The sequence below is a fragment of the Vibrio sp. 1288 genome (assembly GCF_033344475.1).
The window spans coordinates 28,417-47,004 of record NZ_JAWPOX010000037.1; the positions used below are offsets into that span (position 1 = coordinate 28,417).

Annotated in this window: 13 protein-coding genes; 9 read left to right on the forward strand and 4 right to left on the reverse strand. The window is 46.4% G+C overall.

The window, feature by feature from the left end; translation table 11 throughout:
- Positions 1-6: 6 nt before the first annotated feature.
- Together R8O11_RS20885 and R8O11_RS20890 are read right to left on the reverse strand one after the other, a co-directional pair.
- Entirely contained in the window at positions 7-3,438 is a 3,432-nt protein-coding gene (locus R8O11_RS20885; RefSeq protein WP_213885815.1) for a PAS-domain containing protein, read from the reverse strand.
- A 135-nt stretch (positions 3,439-3,573) separates the two neighbouring features.
- Positions 3,574-4,761 (reverse strand): 3-phenylpropionate MFS transporter, encoded by a 1,188-nt coding sequence (locus R8O11_RS20890; protein ID WP_053307400.1) that lies wholly within the window; start codon positions 4,759-4,761, stop codon positions 3,574-3,576.
- 233 nt (positions 4,762-4,994) lie between these two features.
- On the opposite strand from R8O11_RS20890, the gene R8O11_RS20895 reads away from it, so the two are divergent.
- From R8O11_RS20895 to fis, 9 genes are all read left to right on the forward strand, one after another.
- Positions 4,995-6,821 (forward strand): DUF294 nucleotidyltransferase-like domain-containing protein, encoded by a 1,827-nt coding sequence (locus R8O11_RS20895; protein WP_318194405.1) that lies wholly within the window; start codon positions 4,995-4,997, stop codon positions 6,819-6,821.
- A 33-nt stretch (positions 6,822-6,854) separates the two neighbouring features.
- Positions 6,855-7,484 (forward strand): 3'-5' exonuclease, encoded by a 630-nt coding sequence (locus tag R8O11_RS20900; protein ID WP_005382363.1) that lies wholly within the window; start codon positions 6,855-6,857, stop codon positions 7,482-7,484.
- A 237-nt stretch (positions 7,485-7,721) separates the two neighbouring features.
- Complete coding sequence (acs, locus tag R8O11_RS20905; protein ID WP_005386359.1) at positions 7,722-9,674, forward strand: acetate--CoA ligase; 1,953 nt, start codon at positions 7,722-7,724, stop codon at positions 9,672-9,674.
- Between the two features lie 303 nt (positions 9,675-9,977).
- On the forward strand, positions 9,978-10,427 hold the full coding sequence (gene aroQ, locus R8O11_RS20910) for a type II 3-dehydroquinate dehydratase (protein WP_005382360.1): 450 nt from the start codon (positions 9,978-9,980) through the stop codon (positions 10,425-10,427).
- A 61-nt stretch (positions 10,428-10,488) separates the two neighbouring features.
- Complete coding sequence (gene accB, locus R8O11_RS20915; RefSeq protein ID WP_005386355.1) at positions 10,489-10,950, forward strand: acetyl-CoA carboxylase biotin carboxyl carrier protein; 462 nt, start codon at positions 10,489-10,491, stop codon at positions 10,948-10,950.
- A 14-nt stretch (positions 10,951-10,964) separates the two neighbouring features.
- Positions 10,965-12,308, forward strand: a complete 1,344-nt coding sequence (gene accC, locus R8O11_RS20920) for an acetyl-CoA carboxylase biotin carboxylase subunit (RefSeq protein WP_005382509.1) — start codon at positions 10,965-10,967, stop codon at positions 12,306-12,308.
- Positions 12,309-12,473: 165 nt separating this feature from the next.
- Positions 12,474-13,361 (forward strand): 50S ribosomal protein L11 methyltransferase, encoded by an 888-nt coding sequence (prmA, locus tag R8O11_RS20925; protein ID WP_005382507.1) that lies wholly within the window; start codon positions 12,474-12,476, stop codon positions 13,359-13,361.
- 139 nt (positions 13,362-13,500) lie between these two features.
- Positions 13,501-14,469, forward strand: a complete 969-nt coding sequence (gene dusB, locus R8O11_RS20930) for a tRNA dihydrouridine synthase DusB (protein WP_005382505.1) — start codon at positions 13,501-13,503, stop codon at positions 14,467-14,469.
- 23 nt (positions 14,470-14,492) lie between these two features.
- Positions 14,493-14,789, forward strand: coding sequence for a DNA-binding transcriptional regulator Fis (gene fis / locus R8O11_RS20935; protein WP_000462885.1), 297 nt, complete (start codon positions 14,493-14,495; stop codon positions 14,787-14,789).
- 74 nt (positions 14,790-14,863) lie between these two features.
- Here fis and R8O11_RS20940 read toward each other — a convergent pair whose 3' ends face one another.
- Together R8O11_RS20940 and R8O11_RS20945 are read right to left on the reverse strand one after the other, a co-directional pair.
- Positions 14,864-16,021 carry an MFS transporter gene (locus R8O11_RS20940; protein ID WP_213900090.1) on the reverse strand — a complete coding sequence of 386 codons (1,158 nt, stop codon included), beginning with the start codon at positions 16,019-16,021 and terminating at the stop codon, positions 14,864-14,866.
- Complete coding sequence (locus R8O11_RS20945) at positions 16,018-17,589, reverse strand: ABC-F family ATP-binding cassette domain-containing protein (protein ID WP_064354390.1); 1,572 nt, start codon at positions 17,587-17,589, stop codon at positions 16,018-16,020. The genes R8O11_RS20940 and R8O11_RS20945 overlap by 4 nt, the downstream gene beginning before the upstream one ends.
- Between the last annotated feature and the right edge of the window lie 999 nt (positions 17,590-18,588).

An 18,588-nucleotide genomic window follows, 5' to 3' on the forward strand; every position in this document is an offset into this window, starting at 1 on the left:
CCAATCCTAAGCGACTCGATTGAGCACCGAACGCAACTTAAGCGGCTTAACTGGCTTAGCAATAAAGCTGAACCCATTTGCTTTGATGCCATCAAGCATATCATCGGTACGATCTGCACTGATGATGACGCCTTCAAAGCTGTGGCCTAATCTCAGGCGGCATTGCTGTAGCACTTCTAAACCAGTACGACCATCATCAAGTCGGTAATCGGAGAAAATTACATCCGGAATCCAACCATCCTCAAGCGCTTGTAGACTTTCAACTAAATCAATCGCAACTCGTGTATCGCAACCCCATCGGGAAAGTAAGTTTTCCATGCCGACTAGAATGTCAGGCTCATTATCGACACAAAGGATTCTCAGATGACCAAGTTCAGATTGCTTACTCATTGCCACGTGAACTGGATGAAGCTGAACATGATCAGCTTTATCTAGGGTGATGGAAAAAACACTGCCTTTTCCAACCCAAGAGCGCATCGAAATTTCATGCCCAAGTACCTGAGCAATTCCTTTCGAAATCGCCAAACCAAGTCCGAGACCTTGGTCGGAACGAACTTGAGTTCCGCGATTAAACTCTTCAAAAATCTCTTGCTGCTTCTCTTCTTCAATCCCCACTCCATTATCCCATACATCTATACGCACTCGCCCTTTCACGCGGCGAACACCGAGTGCGACTTTGCCATTCGGGTTATAACGAAACGCATTGGTCAGGAAGTTTTGCACCACACGGCGCAGCAGTTTGGGATCCGACTTAACCATGAGTGAGGACGGAATCATGGTGAACTCTATACCTTGCTGTTTGGCTAACGCACTAAACTCAGCATTCAAATTCGACAACACATCATTTAACGCAAAGCTGTGCACGTTGACTTCCAACTTGCCCGATTCCAAACGCGAGATATCCAGCAAATCTCCAATTAAGTCTTCGGCAGCCTCTAAAGCACTTTCAATGTGTGCTGACAGTTTTTTGGCTTCGCTGTCTTTGGCGACTTCCGATAGTGAAGATGCAAATAGACGCGCCGCGTTGAGCGGTTGCATCAAGTCATGGCTTACTGCCGCCAAGAACCGTGATTTGGACTTCGATTCCAAATCCGAGCGCTGCGTCGCTTCCACCAGCTGCTTGTTAAGTTGTTCTAATTCTCGAGTCCGCAGACGTACCCTTTCTTCCAATGTCTCGTTGGCGTCTTTCAGTGCTTGCTCTGCATCACGGAATACGGTGATGTCGGTAAAGCTCATCACAAAGCCACCACCTGGCATTGGGTTACCTTGCACCTCTATCACGCGACCATCGGGACGAACCCGAGAAGAGGTGTGCCGAGTCCCTTGCTCAAGGTGATAAACACGGCGACGGACGTGGTCATCAGGGTCACCAGGGCCACACAACCCCTGCTCTGCATTGTGCCGAATCACATCCGCAATCGGTCGACCTACTTGAATCAGGCCTGGCGGAAATTCAAAGAGTTCTAAATAGCGTTGGTTCCACGCTACCAAGCGTAGTTGCTTATCGACGACCGCAATACCTTGTCCAATATGCTCAATCGCGCCTTGGAGTAAACCCCGACTAAAATCGTACAGTTCAGAGGCTTCATCGACGATAGTCGCCACCTCTTCAAGCTGCATGTTTCTGCCTTGCAGAGCCGAAGTGAGTACTAACTTAGCAGAAGATGCACCAAATACCCCTGCTAGCACACGCTCCGTATGCCGAATCAGAGAAGATGGCGCTTGTTGATTCGGCATCAACTCTTCTCGTTGCTGGCTCCAGTAGGCTTGAAACGCCGCTTTAACTCGCGTTCGTCCTACAAATCTGGACGCTAGCATTTCCAGTTCTGCAACCGTAACGCGGCTCTGGTACAGACTCATATTTTCGCTTTCAGGCAACGGTGTACCAACGAATGATGCCGATTGTAAGCGCTCACTTAGGCTTGGTCGGGTAGCCATAGAAACCACAACAAAACACACTGCATTAGCGACCACGCTGAGGATCATCCCCCAATCTGAAATCGCGATATCAAAGCTAGCCAATACCTCTGGTGGCGTAATCAACCAGATCAGGAAGTTATTACTGGCGTCTCCGGCAAGCATGTCTGTTTGGCTCATTAACGTAATCAACCAGGTAGCAAAACCCACCGCGAGGCCAACATACACACCTTTCTTATTCCCTTGACGCCAATACATACCGCCAACCAGCGCAGGAGCGAATTGCGTGATAGCCGCGAACGAGAGAAAGCCGATAGCAGAAAGTGAATGAATGGTGTCCAACGCTTGATAGAAACACCACGCGCCAATCAACAAAACTAAAATCAAACCACGGCGGATCCGCAGTAATAATTCAGAAAAATGGTGATGGTTACGCTGCGTCAGTCGCATGCGACGCAATAGCAATGGCATAACCAAGTCATTCGAGACCATGATCGCTAAGGCAATCGTCGATACGATAACCATGCCACTTGCCGCTGAAGTACCGCCTAGAAACGCAAGCAAGGCGATTTCACTCGCCCCTACCGACATCGGCACACTGATGACATAAGTATCAGGCGAAGCGCCACTCAAGAGACCTTGCCCTACCCACGCAATAGGTAAAACAAAAATCCCCATTAAGATCAGATAAATGGGGAACAACCAACGAGCCACATGCAAATCTTGAGCACGTTCATTTTCCACCACCATCGTATGGAATTGTCGCGGAAGGCAAACGATCGCCAGCATCGTGAGTACAGTATGAATCAATATAGTCGGGATATTTGGTGACTGATACGTCTGTGCGGCAACATCAATTAAGCTCAAATTCTCGGTGTTCATCGCCAACCAAACAATGAAGACACCAACCACTAAAAAAGCCAGCAGTTTGATAATGGATTCGAAGGCAATTGCCATCATCATCCCACGATGGTGTTCCGTGTTATCAATGTGGCGGGTACCGAATAGCATCGTAAAAATCGCCAATGCGACCACAACAAACCACGACACGCTATCGTTTTGATAACCAAAATCAGTAGCCAGCTCCGGAGCAATAATTTCAAGCCCCATAGTGATACCACGCAGCTGTAAAGCGATGTACGGCAAAATTCCCGCAACCGCTATGAGCGTAACAACCACGGCCAAACCTTGGGATTTACCGTAGCGTGCTCCGATAAAGTCAGCAATCGACGTGATGTGTTCCCGTTTAGCAATCAAAATAAGCCGAGCTAAAACGCGCCATCCGATGGTAAACACTAAAATGGGAGCAATATAGATGGGTAAGAAAGACCAAGGATTACTGCTGGCCTGCCCGACCGTGCCGTAGAAGGTCCACGATGTACAGTACACCGCAATGGAAAGGCTATAAATCCAAGGCCGCCAGCGCGCTAGCCACCTTTTCTGAATGTCGCCGTACCACGCGATGATAAATAAAGCTCCCAAATACGCTAAAGAAACGGGAACCACCAGCCATCCTTGCATCCGATATCCTTTCTTGCCTTTCTTGCTACTTTTAAAGCAAGAGAATAAAAAAACCTCTCCATGAGGGAGAGGTTTCATTTAACACTGCTTTGATAACGGAGACAAAGCTTAGTTTTTAACCTTTGTTACATAAGTCTAATTCTGTGTTTCAAGTGGCTTGTCTGATACATCAACCACCTGATGTGGGTCTTGCGAATCAAGCTTGATGAACAGAGCCAATAACCCCATCGCGGCCATGCCCCAGAACACAAGCGGTCCCCAGTGCTCATAACCCCAGCCACTCAATACGGTCATTAACGCGATAAATGCGCCCAACGGAATCGCGTTATACAACGCTTGCAACGCTACGATCTTATTTTCTTCGGAGTTTTGGATATATTGGATCGCGGCAATGTGTGCGGTAGCGAAAGTCACACCATGCAATAGTTGAACAACCACCAAAGCAATAATTGATGTTGTCGACGCCGTAATACCCCAACGCATCATTACACCAACGGCAGCAGCAATAAACAGCGCGCGTATTGACCAACCTACGAATAAGCGCTTACTCAATGCAAACACTGCCACTTCTGCGGCCACTCCTAAGCTCCACAAGTAGCCAATGACATCTTCCGAGTGACCAGCGGCCTTCCAGTGAATCGCACTAAAGCCGTAGTAAGCCGCATGACTGCCCTGAATTAGTGACACCAACACTAAGAATTTTAGTATCGGCTTGTCGGTCAAAAGAGCGGTCAGCTTTGGACGTTCTGCGCTTTGCCCACCGTGCGTTACAGGCATTGGGTTAGTCGGTCGCATAGCAAACAGCAACGAGATAAACACGCCGAACATCGCAGTGTACAAGATCATATCGGAGCCAAATTCAGCCACCAGGTAGCCCACTGCCGTCGAGCCTGCGATAAAGGCGATCGAACCCCATAGCCGCGTGCGGCCATAATCGAGCATTTTCAGGCGAGCGTAGTAATTTGCCATCGCGTCCGACAACGGAATAATCGGTCCACAACAAAGATTGAACAACACTGTCGCTAGTGCCATTAACCAAAAGCTACCACCCGTAAAAAAGTGAAATCCAACAAAAAGGAGGGCAGCGAAACTCAACCAACGTAAAGCAGGCATAAGATGTTCGACTTTGTGTACTCGTGGGGTGATCACGATATTGGCAACACAACGTGTCGCAAGGCCTAACCCGACCAGCAAACCGATATCTGTCGAAGATACGCCCTGATCCTTAAACCAAAGTGACCAAAATGGCAGATACACGCCATACGCAAAGAAGAATCCGAGAAAGTACTGGGAAATCCAGCCATACGGAGAAGGTTTCAACATTACTAATATCCTAAAACGGGAACACCAACGTTCGAGCCGGGAATTATGGATCGCCATGCGTATTATAAAAAGGGAAGAATAAGAAACTTATCGTTTCCTCGATGGAATACTAACTTTGCGACATTTGGCATCTTCAAGCGAAAACATCGTAATTTAGACCAAAGTCGTCTGGCTTCCGGTAAGAAATTTGTCAGACTTAGAGAGTGTTCCTTCCATCATTATTGGGTGTTCTCATGCCTGACAAATTAAACATGCAATCTCCACCGTTCGATCGCTTAACTGAAGCACAACAAACGCGACTGCGATCTTCTCTGGACGTCGCCTACTATCGAGCTCGAGATGTTATTTTATCCTGCGGACAGAAGAACCCCCACTTACATATTCTGATCAAAGGCGCGGTAGAAGAGCGCTCCAACGATCAACAGGAAGTGTTCGCACATTATGCCAACGACGATATGTTCGATGTACGCTCGTTACTTGAAGACAAGGTACGTCATCACTACATCGCGCTTGAGGACACGCTCTCTTACCTACTGCCGAAAGAAGTTTTCCTTGCCCTTTACAACGAAAATGGCCAGTTTGCAGCCTATTTCGATAACAATTTATCGAAACGGCAAGAGCTCATCGAAGCGGCCCATCAACAGCAAAACTTAGCGGAGTTTATTCTCACTAAAGTTGACCGCAGCATTTATCACCCACCGATGATCCTTGAACCAAATACACCAATTCACGAGGTAACGCGTGCCTTAAAAGAAAATGGGATTGACGCTGCATTGGTTCAACTCCATGGCGATGATCCACGATTGGAAAAATGGCCATCAGCCCACCCGTACGCAATAGTGACTCGTACTAATATGCTGCATTCTGTGATGATAGATGGTTGCGCGCTCGACACACCAGTGGGTGAGATCGCGAGCTTTCCTGTTTATCACGTTGATGATGGTGACTTTCTATTCAACGCCATGATCACAATGACCAGAAATAGAATGAAACGCCTCATGGTATGTGAAGGCAACAGAGCCGTCGGCATGCTGGATATGACCCAAATTCTCAGCGCGTTCTCAACCCACTCTCACGTGTTAACGCTCAGTATTGCTCGAGCAAGCAGCGTGGAAGAGCTCGCTTTGGCCTCAAACCGCCAACGTCAATTGGTCGAGAGCTTATTGAAAAACGGCATCCGCACTCGCTTCATCATGGAGCTTATCTCAGCCGTAAACGAACAAATTATCGAGAAAGCGTTCGAGTTAGTGATACCACCAGCCTTGCACGACCATTGTTGCTTGATCGTACTCGGCTCTGAAGGCCGAGGAGAGCAAATTCTCAAAACCGATCAAGACAATGCCCTGATTATTCAAGATGGTCTGGAATGGCCTCATTGCGAACAAGTGATGCAATCCTTCACACACACCCTACAACAGCTCGGTTATCCACTTTGCCTTGGCAAAGTGATGGTTAACAACCCGAAGTGGGTCAAAACACAGCAAGAATGGATAAGCACCCTAAACCACTGGATAGCTAAAGCCGAACCAGAACAAATCATGGACTTAGCCATTTTCAGTGACGCCCATGCTGTTGCTGGGAATTGCGAGCTGCTGGCTCCAATTGCGGCGCATCTTCGTGACACAATGAAAGATCGCATGTTGATATTGTCTGATTTTACTCGCCCTGCCTTGCAGTTTTCTGTGCCCCTAACTCTATTTGGCAACGTAAAAAGTGCTAAAGACGGATTGGACATTAAACGCGGCGGTATTTTCCCAATTGTACACGGCATTCGCACCTTGTCTTTGGAATATGCCATTGAGGAGAAGAACACGTTTGAGCGCATTGAAGCTCTGAGAAATAAGCGCATCTTAGAATCCGAAACGGCAGATAATCTCAACGAAGCACTGAAATTGTTCTTTAAACTTCGCCTCAATCAGCAACTCAAAAAGCAAGAAGCGTTGAATAACATTGATATTAAACAACTGGATAGAACTGAGCGTGATTTGCTTCGCCACAGCTTACATGTGGTGAAGAAATTTAAGCAATTTTTAGGCTTCCATTATCAAATTCGTGATTAACCCTGATTTTCATAAATCACAGAGGCGTAAGCAATGAACTGGTTACAACGCAAATACTGGCATTACAAATTGAAAGGCTCGCCTTATCAGTCGCTGTTTTGCACGCCAGATAAAACAGAATACGTCTCTCTTGACTGCGAAACCACCAGCCTTGACCCAAATCGCGCCGAGCTGGTGACTATTGCAGCCACCAAGATCATCGACAACCGCATCATCACCAGTCAACCATTTGAAGTCCGCTTACGCGCGCCGCAATCGCTCGACTCTGGCTCGGTCAAGATCCATCGAATTCGCCACCAAGACTTAGTCGATGGCATCAGTGAAAAAGAGGCGCTGCTCGAGCTGCTCGACTTTATCGGCAACCGACCACTTGTGGGCTATCACATTCGTTACGATAAAAAGATCTTAGACCTTGCTTGTCTGAGGCAACTTGGCTTCCCACTTCCTAACCCACTCATCGAGGTCAGTCAGATTTATCACGATAAGTTGGAACGACATTTGCCGAATGCCTATTTCGACTTAAGTCTGGATGCCATTTGTAAACACCTCGAACTTCCTATCCAAGACAAACACGACGCCTTGCAAGACGCGATTTCTGCCGCTTTGGTCTTTGTCCGCTTAACGAAAGGCGATTTACCCAACCTAACCGCACCGTATACATAAAAATCAGTTGACCTAGCTCCCAGAAATACTTTTGTTTCAGCGATTTCCCGGCGCTTCTATCACTCTCATCCTAAAGTCTAATTGTGGAAATACGCGCGGTGACTGACAGTTATAAGCACAACGTCGTCATTACCACGACCAAGTTATTTAGAACCAAAAAACAGCCCTACAAAAATATATTCAAAATCTTATCTAGATTGGTGTAAGGCCGAGAAATAAGGCACAAGGAGAGAAGCCATGAGCGAAGCCCACGTTTATCCGGTAAAAGAAAATATTAAAACTCATACACACGCGGATAATGATACTTACTTAGCCATGTATCAGCAGTCGGTAACCGATCCAGAGGGCTTCTGGAACGAACACGGCAAAATCGTTGATTGGATCAAACCTTTCACCAAAGTAAAAAGCACTTCTTTCGACACTGGCCATGTTGATATTCGCTGGTTTGAAGATGGCACACTGAACGTCTCGGCTAACTGTATTGACCGTCATCTTGCAGAACACGGGGATGACGTCGCCATCATTTGGGAAGGCGATGATCCAGCCGACGACAAAACACTCACTTTCAACGAACTGCACAAAGAAGTGTGTAAATTCTCCAACGCATTGAAAGAGCAAGGCGTACGCAAGGGCGACGTGGTGTGTCTATACATGCCAATGGTGCCAGAAGCTGCAGTGGCTATGCTCGCTTGTACCCGTATTGGTGCGGTTCACACCGTAGTATTTGGCGGTTTCTCACCAGAAGCACTATCCGGCCGTATCATCGACTCTGACGCTAAAGTCGTGATCACCGCAGACGAAGGCGTACGTGGCGGACGCGCTGTTCCACTGAAAAAGAACGTGGATGAAGCACTAACCAACCCAGACGTAAAAACCATCAATAAAGTCGTCGTGCTTAAACGTACAGGTGGTGATGTTGAATGGCATGAACACCGTGATGTTTGGTGGCACGAAGCAACAGCCAACGTTTCTGACGTTTGCCCACCAGAAGAGATGAAAGCCGAAGACCCGCTGTTCATCCTCTACACATCTGGCTCGACAGGTAAACCTAAAGGCGTACTACATACTACAGGCGGTTACCTCGTCTACGCGGCAATGACCTTTAAATATGTCTTCGATTATCAACCAGGTGAAACCTTCTGGTGTACCGCGGATGTGGGCTGGATTACAGGCCATACTTACCTAATTTATGGTCCACTAGCGAACGGGGCCAAAACCATTCTGTTTGAAGGTGTTCCAAACTACCCAAGCACGGCTCGTATGAGTGAAGTGGTTGATAAGCACCAAGTGAACATTCTCTACACTGCGCCAACCGCTATTCGTGCACTAATGGCAAAAGGTAACGAAGCGGTAGCAGGGACATCTCGTTCAAGCTTACGTGTGATGGGTTCAGTAGGTGAGCCTATCAACCCTGAAGCGTGGGAGTGGTACTACAAAACGATTGGTAACGAGAGCTCGCCTATCGTTGATACTTGGTGGCAAACAGAGACCGGCGGTATCTTAATTGCACCACTACCAGGCGCAACAGACTTAAAACCAGGCTCAGCAACTCGACCATTCTTCGGAGTCCAACCTGCACTGGTTGATAACATGGGCAACATCATTGAAGAAACCGCAGCAGAAGGTAACTTGGTGATCCTTGATTCATGGCCAGGTCAGATGCGTACTGTTTATGGCGACCACGAACGCTTTGAACAGACCTACTTCTCAACCTTCAAGGGAATGTACTTTACTAGTGATGGAGCTCGTCGTGACGAAGACGGTTACTACTGGATCACGGGCCGTGTTGATGACGTACTAAACGTGTCGGGTCACCGCATGGGTACCGCTGAAATAGAATCGGCTCTTGTCGCACATCATAAAATTGCTGAGGCCGCTATTGTGGGCATTCCGCATGATATCAAAGGCCAAGCTATCTACGCTTACATTACCTTGAACGATGGTGAATTCCCGTCAGCAGAGCTACACAAAGAAGTGAAAGATTGGGTGCGTAAAGAGATTGGTCCAATTGCAACACCAGATGTACTGCACTGGACGGATTCCTTACCGAAGACTCGTTCTGGTAAGATAATGCGTCGAATCCTGCGTAAGATTGCAACGGGCGATACAAGCAACCTCGGAGACACGTCAACGCTTGCCGATCCGAGCGTGGTAGACAAGCTTATCGCAGAGAAAGCAGAATTGGCATAAATTCAACCAACTGTTTTAAAAGCACTTTAAAAACCGCCATCACTCATGGCGGTTTTTTGCTTTAGTGCACAAATTGGCCACAAAAAAAATATGGCAATTATGTTGTTTTTGTTAACTTGGTTACAGAAACGAGAGTGGCTATTAGGAGATTAGACCAGTAAATTGCTGCTAATTGCTATGAATTAGCTATAATCTTGGTCGATTTTTTAAAATTTGCTCGGTTTTAACAAAAAAATCGTGCTGAACTATCGTATATTTGGGAATATAAACGTTCCACTCACGATAAGGGAAGATAGCAACACAATGTCTGCAAAGTCACGGATTCTTGTTCTAAACGGACCAAATCTTAATCTATTGGGTCTGCGCGAACCGACACACTATGGTCACAGTACCTTAGCTCAAGTTGTGGATACTCTTACAGAGCAAGCCCATAACGCTGGGGTAGAACTGGAACACCTACAATCAAATCGTGAGTACGAACTGATTGAAGCCATTCACGCTGCCTATGGCAAGATTGACTTCATCATCATCAATCCAGCGGCTTTCACTCATACTAGTGTGGCGCTGCGAGATGCATTACTTGGCGTCGCCATCCCATTTATTGAGGTGCACTTATCAAATGTGCACGCACGTGAACCATTCCGTCATCACTCTTATCTGTCAGATAAAGCAGAGGGTGTGATTTGCGGTTTAGGCGCACAAGGTTATGAATTTGCTCTGTCTGCAGCGATCAATAAGCTACAGGCAAAGTAACCCTAACACTCTGCAACCCTACGAGGGTTGTCTTAATCACAAGATAAAAGAGAAAGAAAAGATGGATATTCGTAAAATCAAGAAGCTAATTGAGTTAGTTGAAGAGTCTGGCATTGCTGAGCTAGAGATCTCTGAAGGTGAAGAGTCAGTGCGCATCAGCCGTCATGGCACTGCAGCTCCTCAAGCACCAATTCACTACGCAGCAGCTCCAGCGGCGGCACCTGCTCCAGTAGCAGCGGCACCAGTAGCGGAAGCGCCAGCAGCAGAAGCTCCAGCAGCAACACCTGCAGGTCACCAAGTTCTTTCTCCAATGGTTGGTACTTTCTACCGCTCTCCAAGCCCAGACTCTAAAGCATTCGTAGAAGTGGGTCAGAAAGTAAATGCTGGCGATACTCTATGTATTGTTGAAGCAATGAAAATGATGAACCAAATCGAAGCGGACAAATCTGGCGTTGTTACAGCAATCCTAGCTGAAGACGGCCAACCAGTTGAATTCGACCAACCTCTTGTTGTAATCGAATAAGCGGGGCTTGCCTTATGCTAGACAAAGTAGTCATCGCGAACCGAGGTGAAATTGCACTTCGTATTCTTCGCGCTTGTAAAGAATTAGGTATTAAGACCGTCGCTGTTCACTCAACAGCGGATCGCGATCTTAAGCACGTACTACTCGCAGACGAAACCGTATGTATCGGCCCTGCTCGTGGTATCGACAGCTACCTAAACATTCCACGCATCATTTCTGCAGCAGAAGTGACTGGTGCTGTGGCTATCCACCCAGGTTACGGCTTCCTGTCTGAGAACGCAGACTTCGCAGAGCAAGTTGAGCGCAGTGGTTTCATCTTCGTTGGCCCAAAGGCAGACACTATCCGCCTAATGGGCGATAAAGTATCTGCTATCAATGCAATGAAGAAAGCAGGCGTTCCTTGTGTACCGGGTTCTGACGGCCCTCTAGACAATGACGAAGAGAAAAACAAAGCATTTGCTAAGCGCATTGGTTACCCAGTAATCATCAAAGCATCTGGCGGCGGCGGCGGTCGTGGTATGCGTGTTGTTCGCGCAGAGAAAGACCTTATCCAAGCTATTGCAATGACACGTGCTGAAGCAAAAGCGGCGTTCAACAATGACATGGTTTACATGGAGAAATTCCTAGAAAACCCTCGTCACGTTGAAGTTCAGGTTATTGCTGACGGTCAAGGCGGCGCAATCCACCTTGGTGAGCGTGACTGTTCAATGCAACGTCGTCACCAAAAAGTAGTGGAAGAAGCTCCAGCACCTGGTATCACCGAAGAAATGCGTAAGTACATCGGTGAACGCTGTACTCGTGCATGTATCGAGATCGGTTACCGCGGCGCAGGTACGTTTGAATTCCTATACGAGAACGGTGAGTTCTACTTCATCGAAATGAACACTCGTATTCAGGTAGAGCACCCAGTAACAGAGATGGTTACTGGCATCGACCTAATCAAAGAACAGCTTCGCGTTGCAGCGGGTCAGCCTCTGTCATTCACTCAAGATGATATTAAGATCCGTGGCCATGCGATTGAGTGTCGTATCAACGCAGAAGACCCTGAGCGCTTCCTACCATCTCCGGGTAAGATCGAGCGTTTCCACGCTCCTGGCGGTATGGGTGTACGTTGGGAATCTCATATCTACACAGGCTACACAGTACCACCTCATTACGATTCAATGATTGGTAAACTGATCACTTACGGTGAGAACCGTGATGTAGCGATTGCACGTATGAAGAACGCACTGGGTGAGATGATCATCGAAGGCATCAAAACTAACGTGCCACTGCAATTCTCCATTATGAATGACGAAAACTTCCAACACGGTGGTGCAAACATCCACTACCTAGAGAAGAAGCTTGGCTTACAATAAGCCTAAGCAAACGTCTTAAAAAATGCCCACTCCCGTGGGCATTTTTGTTTTATATGTACGCGAAGGGCTCAACATATAAATCGGCTTATTTGGGTATATACTCAAACAAATCGTAGAGTTCTGGTAAACTCTGCGCCACTTCATTCACTTTAAGAGCAAAAACCAATGCCTTGGATTCAAATCAAACTCAACGCGACCAATGAAAACGCTGAGCAAATCGGCGATATGCTAATGGAAGAGACTGGCGCGCTGTCTGTTACATTCTTAGACGCGCAGGATACACCTGTATTCGAACCTCTACCTGGCGAAACTCGCTTATGGGGCGATACTGATATTCTGGCACTGTATGATGCAGAAGCAGACACTAACTTCATCATCGACCAAATTAAAGCGAGCAATATGCTGGCTGACAATTTTGCTTACAAAGTAGAACAGCTTGAAGATAAAGACTGGGAACGCGAATGGATGGAAAACTTCCACCCAATGAAATTTGGTGAACGCTTATGGATTTGTCCAAGCTGGCGCGACATTCCAGATCCTGACGCTGTTAATGTTATGTTGGATCCAGGCCTTGCATTCGGTACGGGTACTCACCCTACAACAGCACTTTGTCTTGAGTGGCTAGAAAGCATGGACTTAAGCGGTAAGACCGTTATCGACTTCGGTTGTGGCTCAGGTATTCTTGCGATCGCAGCGATCAAACTGGGCGCTGAAAAAGTGATAGGGATCGACATTGATCCTCAAGCCCTGCTTGCTTCAAAAGACAATGCTGAGCGTAATGGCGTTGCAGACAAACTAGAAGTTTACTTACCGCAAAATCAACCAGAAGGTCTCGTCGCTGACGTCGTTGTGGCCAACATCCTTGCGGGACCTTTACGTGAACTTGCACCTATCATCAAAGGACTAGTTAAGCCAAATGGCGACCTCGCTATGTCCGGCGTATTAGACACTCAAGCTGAAGATGTTGCGAACTATTACCGTGACGAGCTTCACATTGACCCGATTGTTGAGCAAAGTGAATGGTGTCGCATCTCTGGTCGTAAGCAAGGCTAGACAAGGTTTTCAGAGCTAATTGTTTGAAATTCATACAATTTACAAAAACAATTTGTAAATGCTCAAATATTAGTCTTTTCACGCAGTGAAAAAATGCGTAAAATGCGCGCCCTTGCTGGTACAGAACTGTGATGACGTTTTGAAAATCGGAAACTATCAACTTAAGAACAATCTAATCGTAGCCCCTATGGCTGGTGTAACGGATAGACCGTTTCGCGAGTTGTGTCTTCGCTATGGTGCGGGAATGGCCGTCAGTGAAATGATGTCTGCTAACCCAAAACTATGGGGAACGTCAAAGTCGAAACAGCGCATGGTACACGAGGGCGAATCGGGCATTCGCTCTGTACAGATTGCGGGTTCCGATCCACAGCTTATGGCGGACGCAGCTCAATTCAGTGTTGAGAACGGTGCACAAATCATCGACATCAACATGGGCTGCCCGGCAAAAAAAGTGAATAAGAAGCTAGCGGGCTCTGCTCTGCTTCAATACCCAAACATTATCGAAGAGATTTTGAAAGCGGTCGTGAATGCAGTGGACGTTCCTGTAACGTTAAAGACTCGAACTGGCTGGGATACAGACAACAAGAACTGTGTCCAGATCGCTAAATTAGCCGAAAACTGCGGCATACAAGCTCTTGCTCTGCATGGCAGAACGAAAGCATGTATGTACAAAGGTGAGGCCGAATATGACAGCATTAAAGCGGTAAAAGAGGCGATTTCAATTCCGGTTATCGCGAACGGTGATATCGATAGCCCGGAGAAAGCCAAATTTGTACTGGAGTACACCGGTGCGGACGCTTTAATGATTGGACGCCCTGCCCAGGGTCGTCCTTGGATTTTCCAGGAAATCCATCACTATTTGGAAAACGGCACCACAATGGAGGAACTTCCAACTGAGGAAGTGAAAACCATTATGCTTGGTCATGTAAATGCTCTGCATGAGTTTTATGGGGAGTTCTTAGGTCCACGTATCGCGCGCAAGCACGTTGGGTGGTACCTGAAAGAGCATGAACAGGCAAGTGAGTTTCGCCGTACCTTCAACGCTATCGACGCAGCTCCGCTGCAAATTGAGGCGTTAGAAGGTTATTTTGATAACGTTGCATCATAATTAAGAGAAGAGCTAGACCGAATATGTTCGAACAAAATCTGACTTCAGAAGCATTAACAGTAACTACAGTAACGTCACAAGACCAGATTACTCAGAAGCCTTTACGTGACTCTGTTAAAGCGTCTCTTAAAAACTACCTTGCTCAACTAAACGGCCAGGAAGTAACAGAACTATACGAATTAGTTCTAGCTGAAGTTGAACAGCCACTACTAGATACTATCATGCAGTACACTCGCGGTAACCAAACTCGCGCAGCAACTATGATGGGTATCAACCGCGGTACTCTTCGCAAGAAACTTAAGAAATACGGCATGAACTAAGACCGTTTTTCAAAAAGTATTTGGAACAAGCCGTTACCTTTTTAGGTAACGGCTTTTCTTTATCTACTAAAACACTACGAATAACGCTCACTTTGTTCAGTATTACCAACTGGCTTTAAGATAACTACTGCTGAGCCAAACAATAGGAAAGCCACGAAAGCGACCCATTCATTGCCTACAGAATACGCGAAGCCCGCCAAGGCAGACCAAATCGCGACACCAAAGTGCATCATACTCATTCCAAAAGACATTAACACACCTCGATATTCATCAGATAAGCTTGCGATATGTGCTTGTAATGCCGGAGAACCAACCCCTCCAGCAAGAGACCAGAGCACTAGAGCTGGAAGATAAGCGGTCACCGTACTCATCTCATTTGAGAACACCCATGCACTGCAAGGTATGCACACCATTAAAGCCACTCGCATAACGGCTCGAGAGCTACCAAGCCAGCGAGAAGCTCTCGCCACGCACATATTTCCAACCACACTCACGATCCCTAGAGCTGCATAAATAGCGCCCACCCAACCGAGCGCCAAATCGCTGGTATCTCGAATATGAAGGCCTATCAGGTTAAATACACCAATACCTCCCCCTAGACCTAAACACATCGCTAAAATCGCCCTCAACGCGCCAGGAACATGAATTACACCTGTTATAGGTGGCAGAGCATCTGACATTTTGGACTCATCATGCTGGTCATTCATGAACACTACGCTCATAGCACTGACAAGAAGAGCCGCAACGCCCAAAATAATAAAAGCGGCACGCCATGATAAAAGCTGGGTCAACAATGCTCCGATCGCAGGGCTAGTTATCATACCTAGCGTTAATCCCGCCTGAACCATCACAATTTGACGCATCGCTCTATTACCCTTCGCGTCTCCCGCTAACGCGAATGCAATTGGCAACATGCCTGCACTTGCAATACCAGTGATCACTCGAGTTGCAATAGCAAGTTCAAAATCATGAACTATGCCCGTCGTAATAGACGCAACCCCAAATACAAAGCAAGCAGGCACCATGATACGAATACGCCCAACTCGGTCTGATAAACGGCCCAAGTAAGGAGCGCAAATTGCTATGGCTAAACTATATGCCGTAATAAATAAGGTAACCTGACTCGGTTGAACACTTAAATCATTTCCGATGGGTTCAAGAATAGATCCAAGCATCAACTCATCAACACCAACAAGAAAAGCAACGAGAAATAGGACCATGGACTGCATCATAGCTCCACCTCCTGTTCTGTTTCCGATTCAGCACAAGTGAGCAACGAAATATCTAAAACTCTATCAGGCCAAGATTGCAAAAATGCCTTCTCATGAGATACCACAATCACGCTACCGGAAAAGCGCTGGAGAGCCTCTTTAAGCGCATTTTTACTGCTGCTATCCAAATGTGTTGTTGGTTCGTCCAACAGCAAAACATTGCATTTCTGAACCGATAAACAACACAGTTTCACCCGAGTTTGCTCACCACCGCTCAATGTATCTAAGTGGCGCTGCGTCTTATCCCCCGAGATCCCAAAGCGAGCTAATAGCTTGCGTGACTCTTTGCTTGAGATTGTTGGCGCACAAGAGCACAGCTCCTGTTCAGGCGTGTTCTGAGGATGGCGCCAAGACAAATCTTGAGAAAAATAACCAATCATTGCACCTTTTGCCAATACCACCTCACCAGAGAGTGGCTCGATCTCCCCCATCAGGGTTTTAAGTAAGGTCGACTTACCCACGCCGTTAAAGCCAGCAACAACCAACTTTTCCCCGCGCGCTAACGTGATATCAAATACTGGAAGCAGAGGCTGCTGATAACCGATCATCAACGCTTTTGCCTCAACCACATTCGGTTGCTCAATGGGCTGGTAAGCAAAGTCAAACGTCGATACTTTCTCTACATTATTCAGTTGAATACGTTCGATTTTATCCAGTTTTTTCTTACGCCCTTTAGCAAGACTCGCGTTAACTCCTGCACCATTTTTGGCAATAAATTGCTCTAGCTTTCGAATTTCACTTTGCTGAGCCTTATATTGCTTTTCTAATAAAGCACCGTCGTGCTGCTTTTGCTGCATTGCTTTGACATAAGTACCGCTGTATTTTCGAACCGTTTGATAATCAATATCACAAATACTGGTCGCTACTTGATTAAGGAAATCAACATCATGAGAAACCAGTAAAACTGTGCCAATGTAATCATTGAGAAACGTGACTAGCCATTCAATGTGCGGAGCATCAAGATAGTTTGTCGGCTCATCAAGAATTAACACATCGGGGTTGCGAAGTAACAACCTGCCTAAAAGGACTTTGTGTCTTTGACCGCCACTTAGCGAGACAAGCGGTGTATCTAAGCCAAATTGATAAATACCAAGACCTACAGCAACTCGTTCAATTTTGGTATTAATTGCATAGAAGTCTTCATCTTCTAAATATGCCTGTAGCCGAGCGACTTGGCTTAAAAGAGATGTAGAGTGAGACTCGGTCATCGCCTGATACAAAGTCCAAAGCTTCTGCTCGGCAGCGTATAAGTTCTCAAAAGCACTCTTTAAGCATTCATAAACCGTCAGCGCATTATCCATCTTAAAATGTTGCTCTAAATACCCCACCTCAAGGTTTGGTAACCAGTCAATGCAGCCCTTATCTGCAGATAATTCACCAATAAGCAGTTTTAATAAGGTGCTTTTTCCAACGCCATTCGCTCCAGTGATACCTATTTTCTCTCCCACGTTAATTCGAAATGTCGCGTTGTTATATAAACTCTTATCAGCGATCTGATAAGACAAATTTTTAACTTGTAAAATACTCATGCTTTTAACCAAATAAAAAGGGCCGGTGATCAATACCGGCCCTTATTTCAATACTGGATAATGCTTTGTAGCTGCTTAACAGATACAAAAAGGCCGATGATGAAATATCACCGGCCATCTCTTCTCTTTTATCAGGTGTACAGACGCCTGCGTATAACTTCAGCGAAGCTACCCACACATAAAACACCTGATGAAGATTAATTTAAGACTCCGAGCAACACTTCATCGCGTTTTTTGCATGGAGTTCAGCCTTCTTACAAAGCTTTTAAACAAGAGATATAACATGATTTACTGTCGAAAAAATATTCGATGTGAAGCGTACACCTTTAGAATAAAAAGTACCAGATAATTATTAAAACTATCGTGACTTACACGAAGGTCCACTGAAAGAAGACTTTTCCTCAGTCAATGTGCTAGGTGAACGACTTACTCAGCAAACACAGCTATGAGAGCACCTATACCGCTCACGTTATACGAATGTAGTGGTGGCTTTGTAGGTTGGAGAGGGTTAGAGGGAAGAAGTAGCGAATACACTTTAAGACACTGGCTTAAATAGATCGACAAAACAAAATCCATGTTTGGAAAGTTTTAAATGCGCTGAGTTTATATTAATAAGCGCCTATGGCTAAATCAAAACATCTAAAGCAGAGAAATCTCCCCCGAAAATAACATAACCTAGTGAATAAATTCTCCAGGTAATAATAAAGGAAGCTTTGGTAAGTTAAGCACAGGGGCTCAAAACTAGCGCTCGAGACTGCAGAAACCACACAAAACTGAGTTCCACTTCACTCATAACAGGGCTTAGAAAGCATCGCCAGAGGGAAGCCGGCCTCTCGATGCAAGGTTTCAATATGAAAGTGGGTTTAAGGTAAGTCGGGTAACCAAAACGAAAAAAGCCTCAGTCTTTCGACTGAGGCTTAATATAAGTGGCGGAGTGGACGGGACTCGAACCCGCGACCCCCGGCGTGACAGGCCGGTATTCTAACCAACTGAACTACC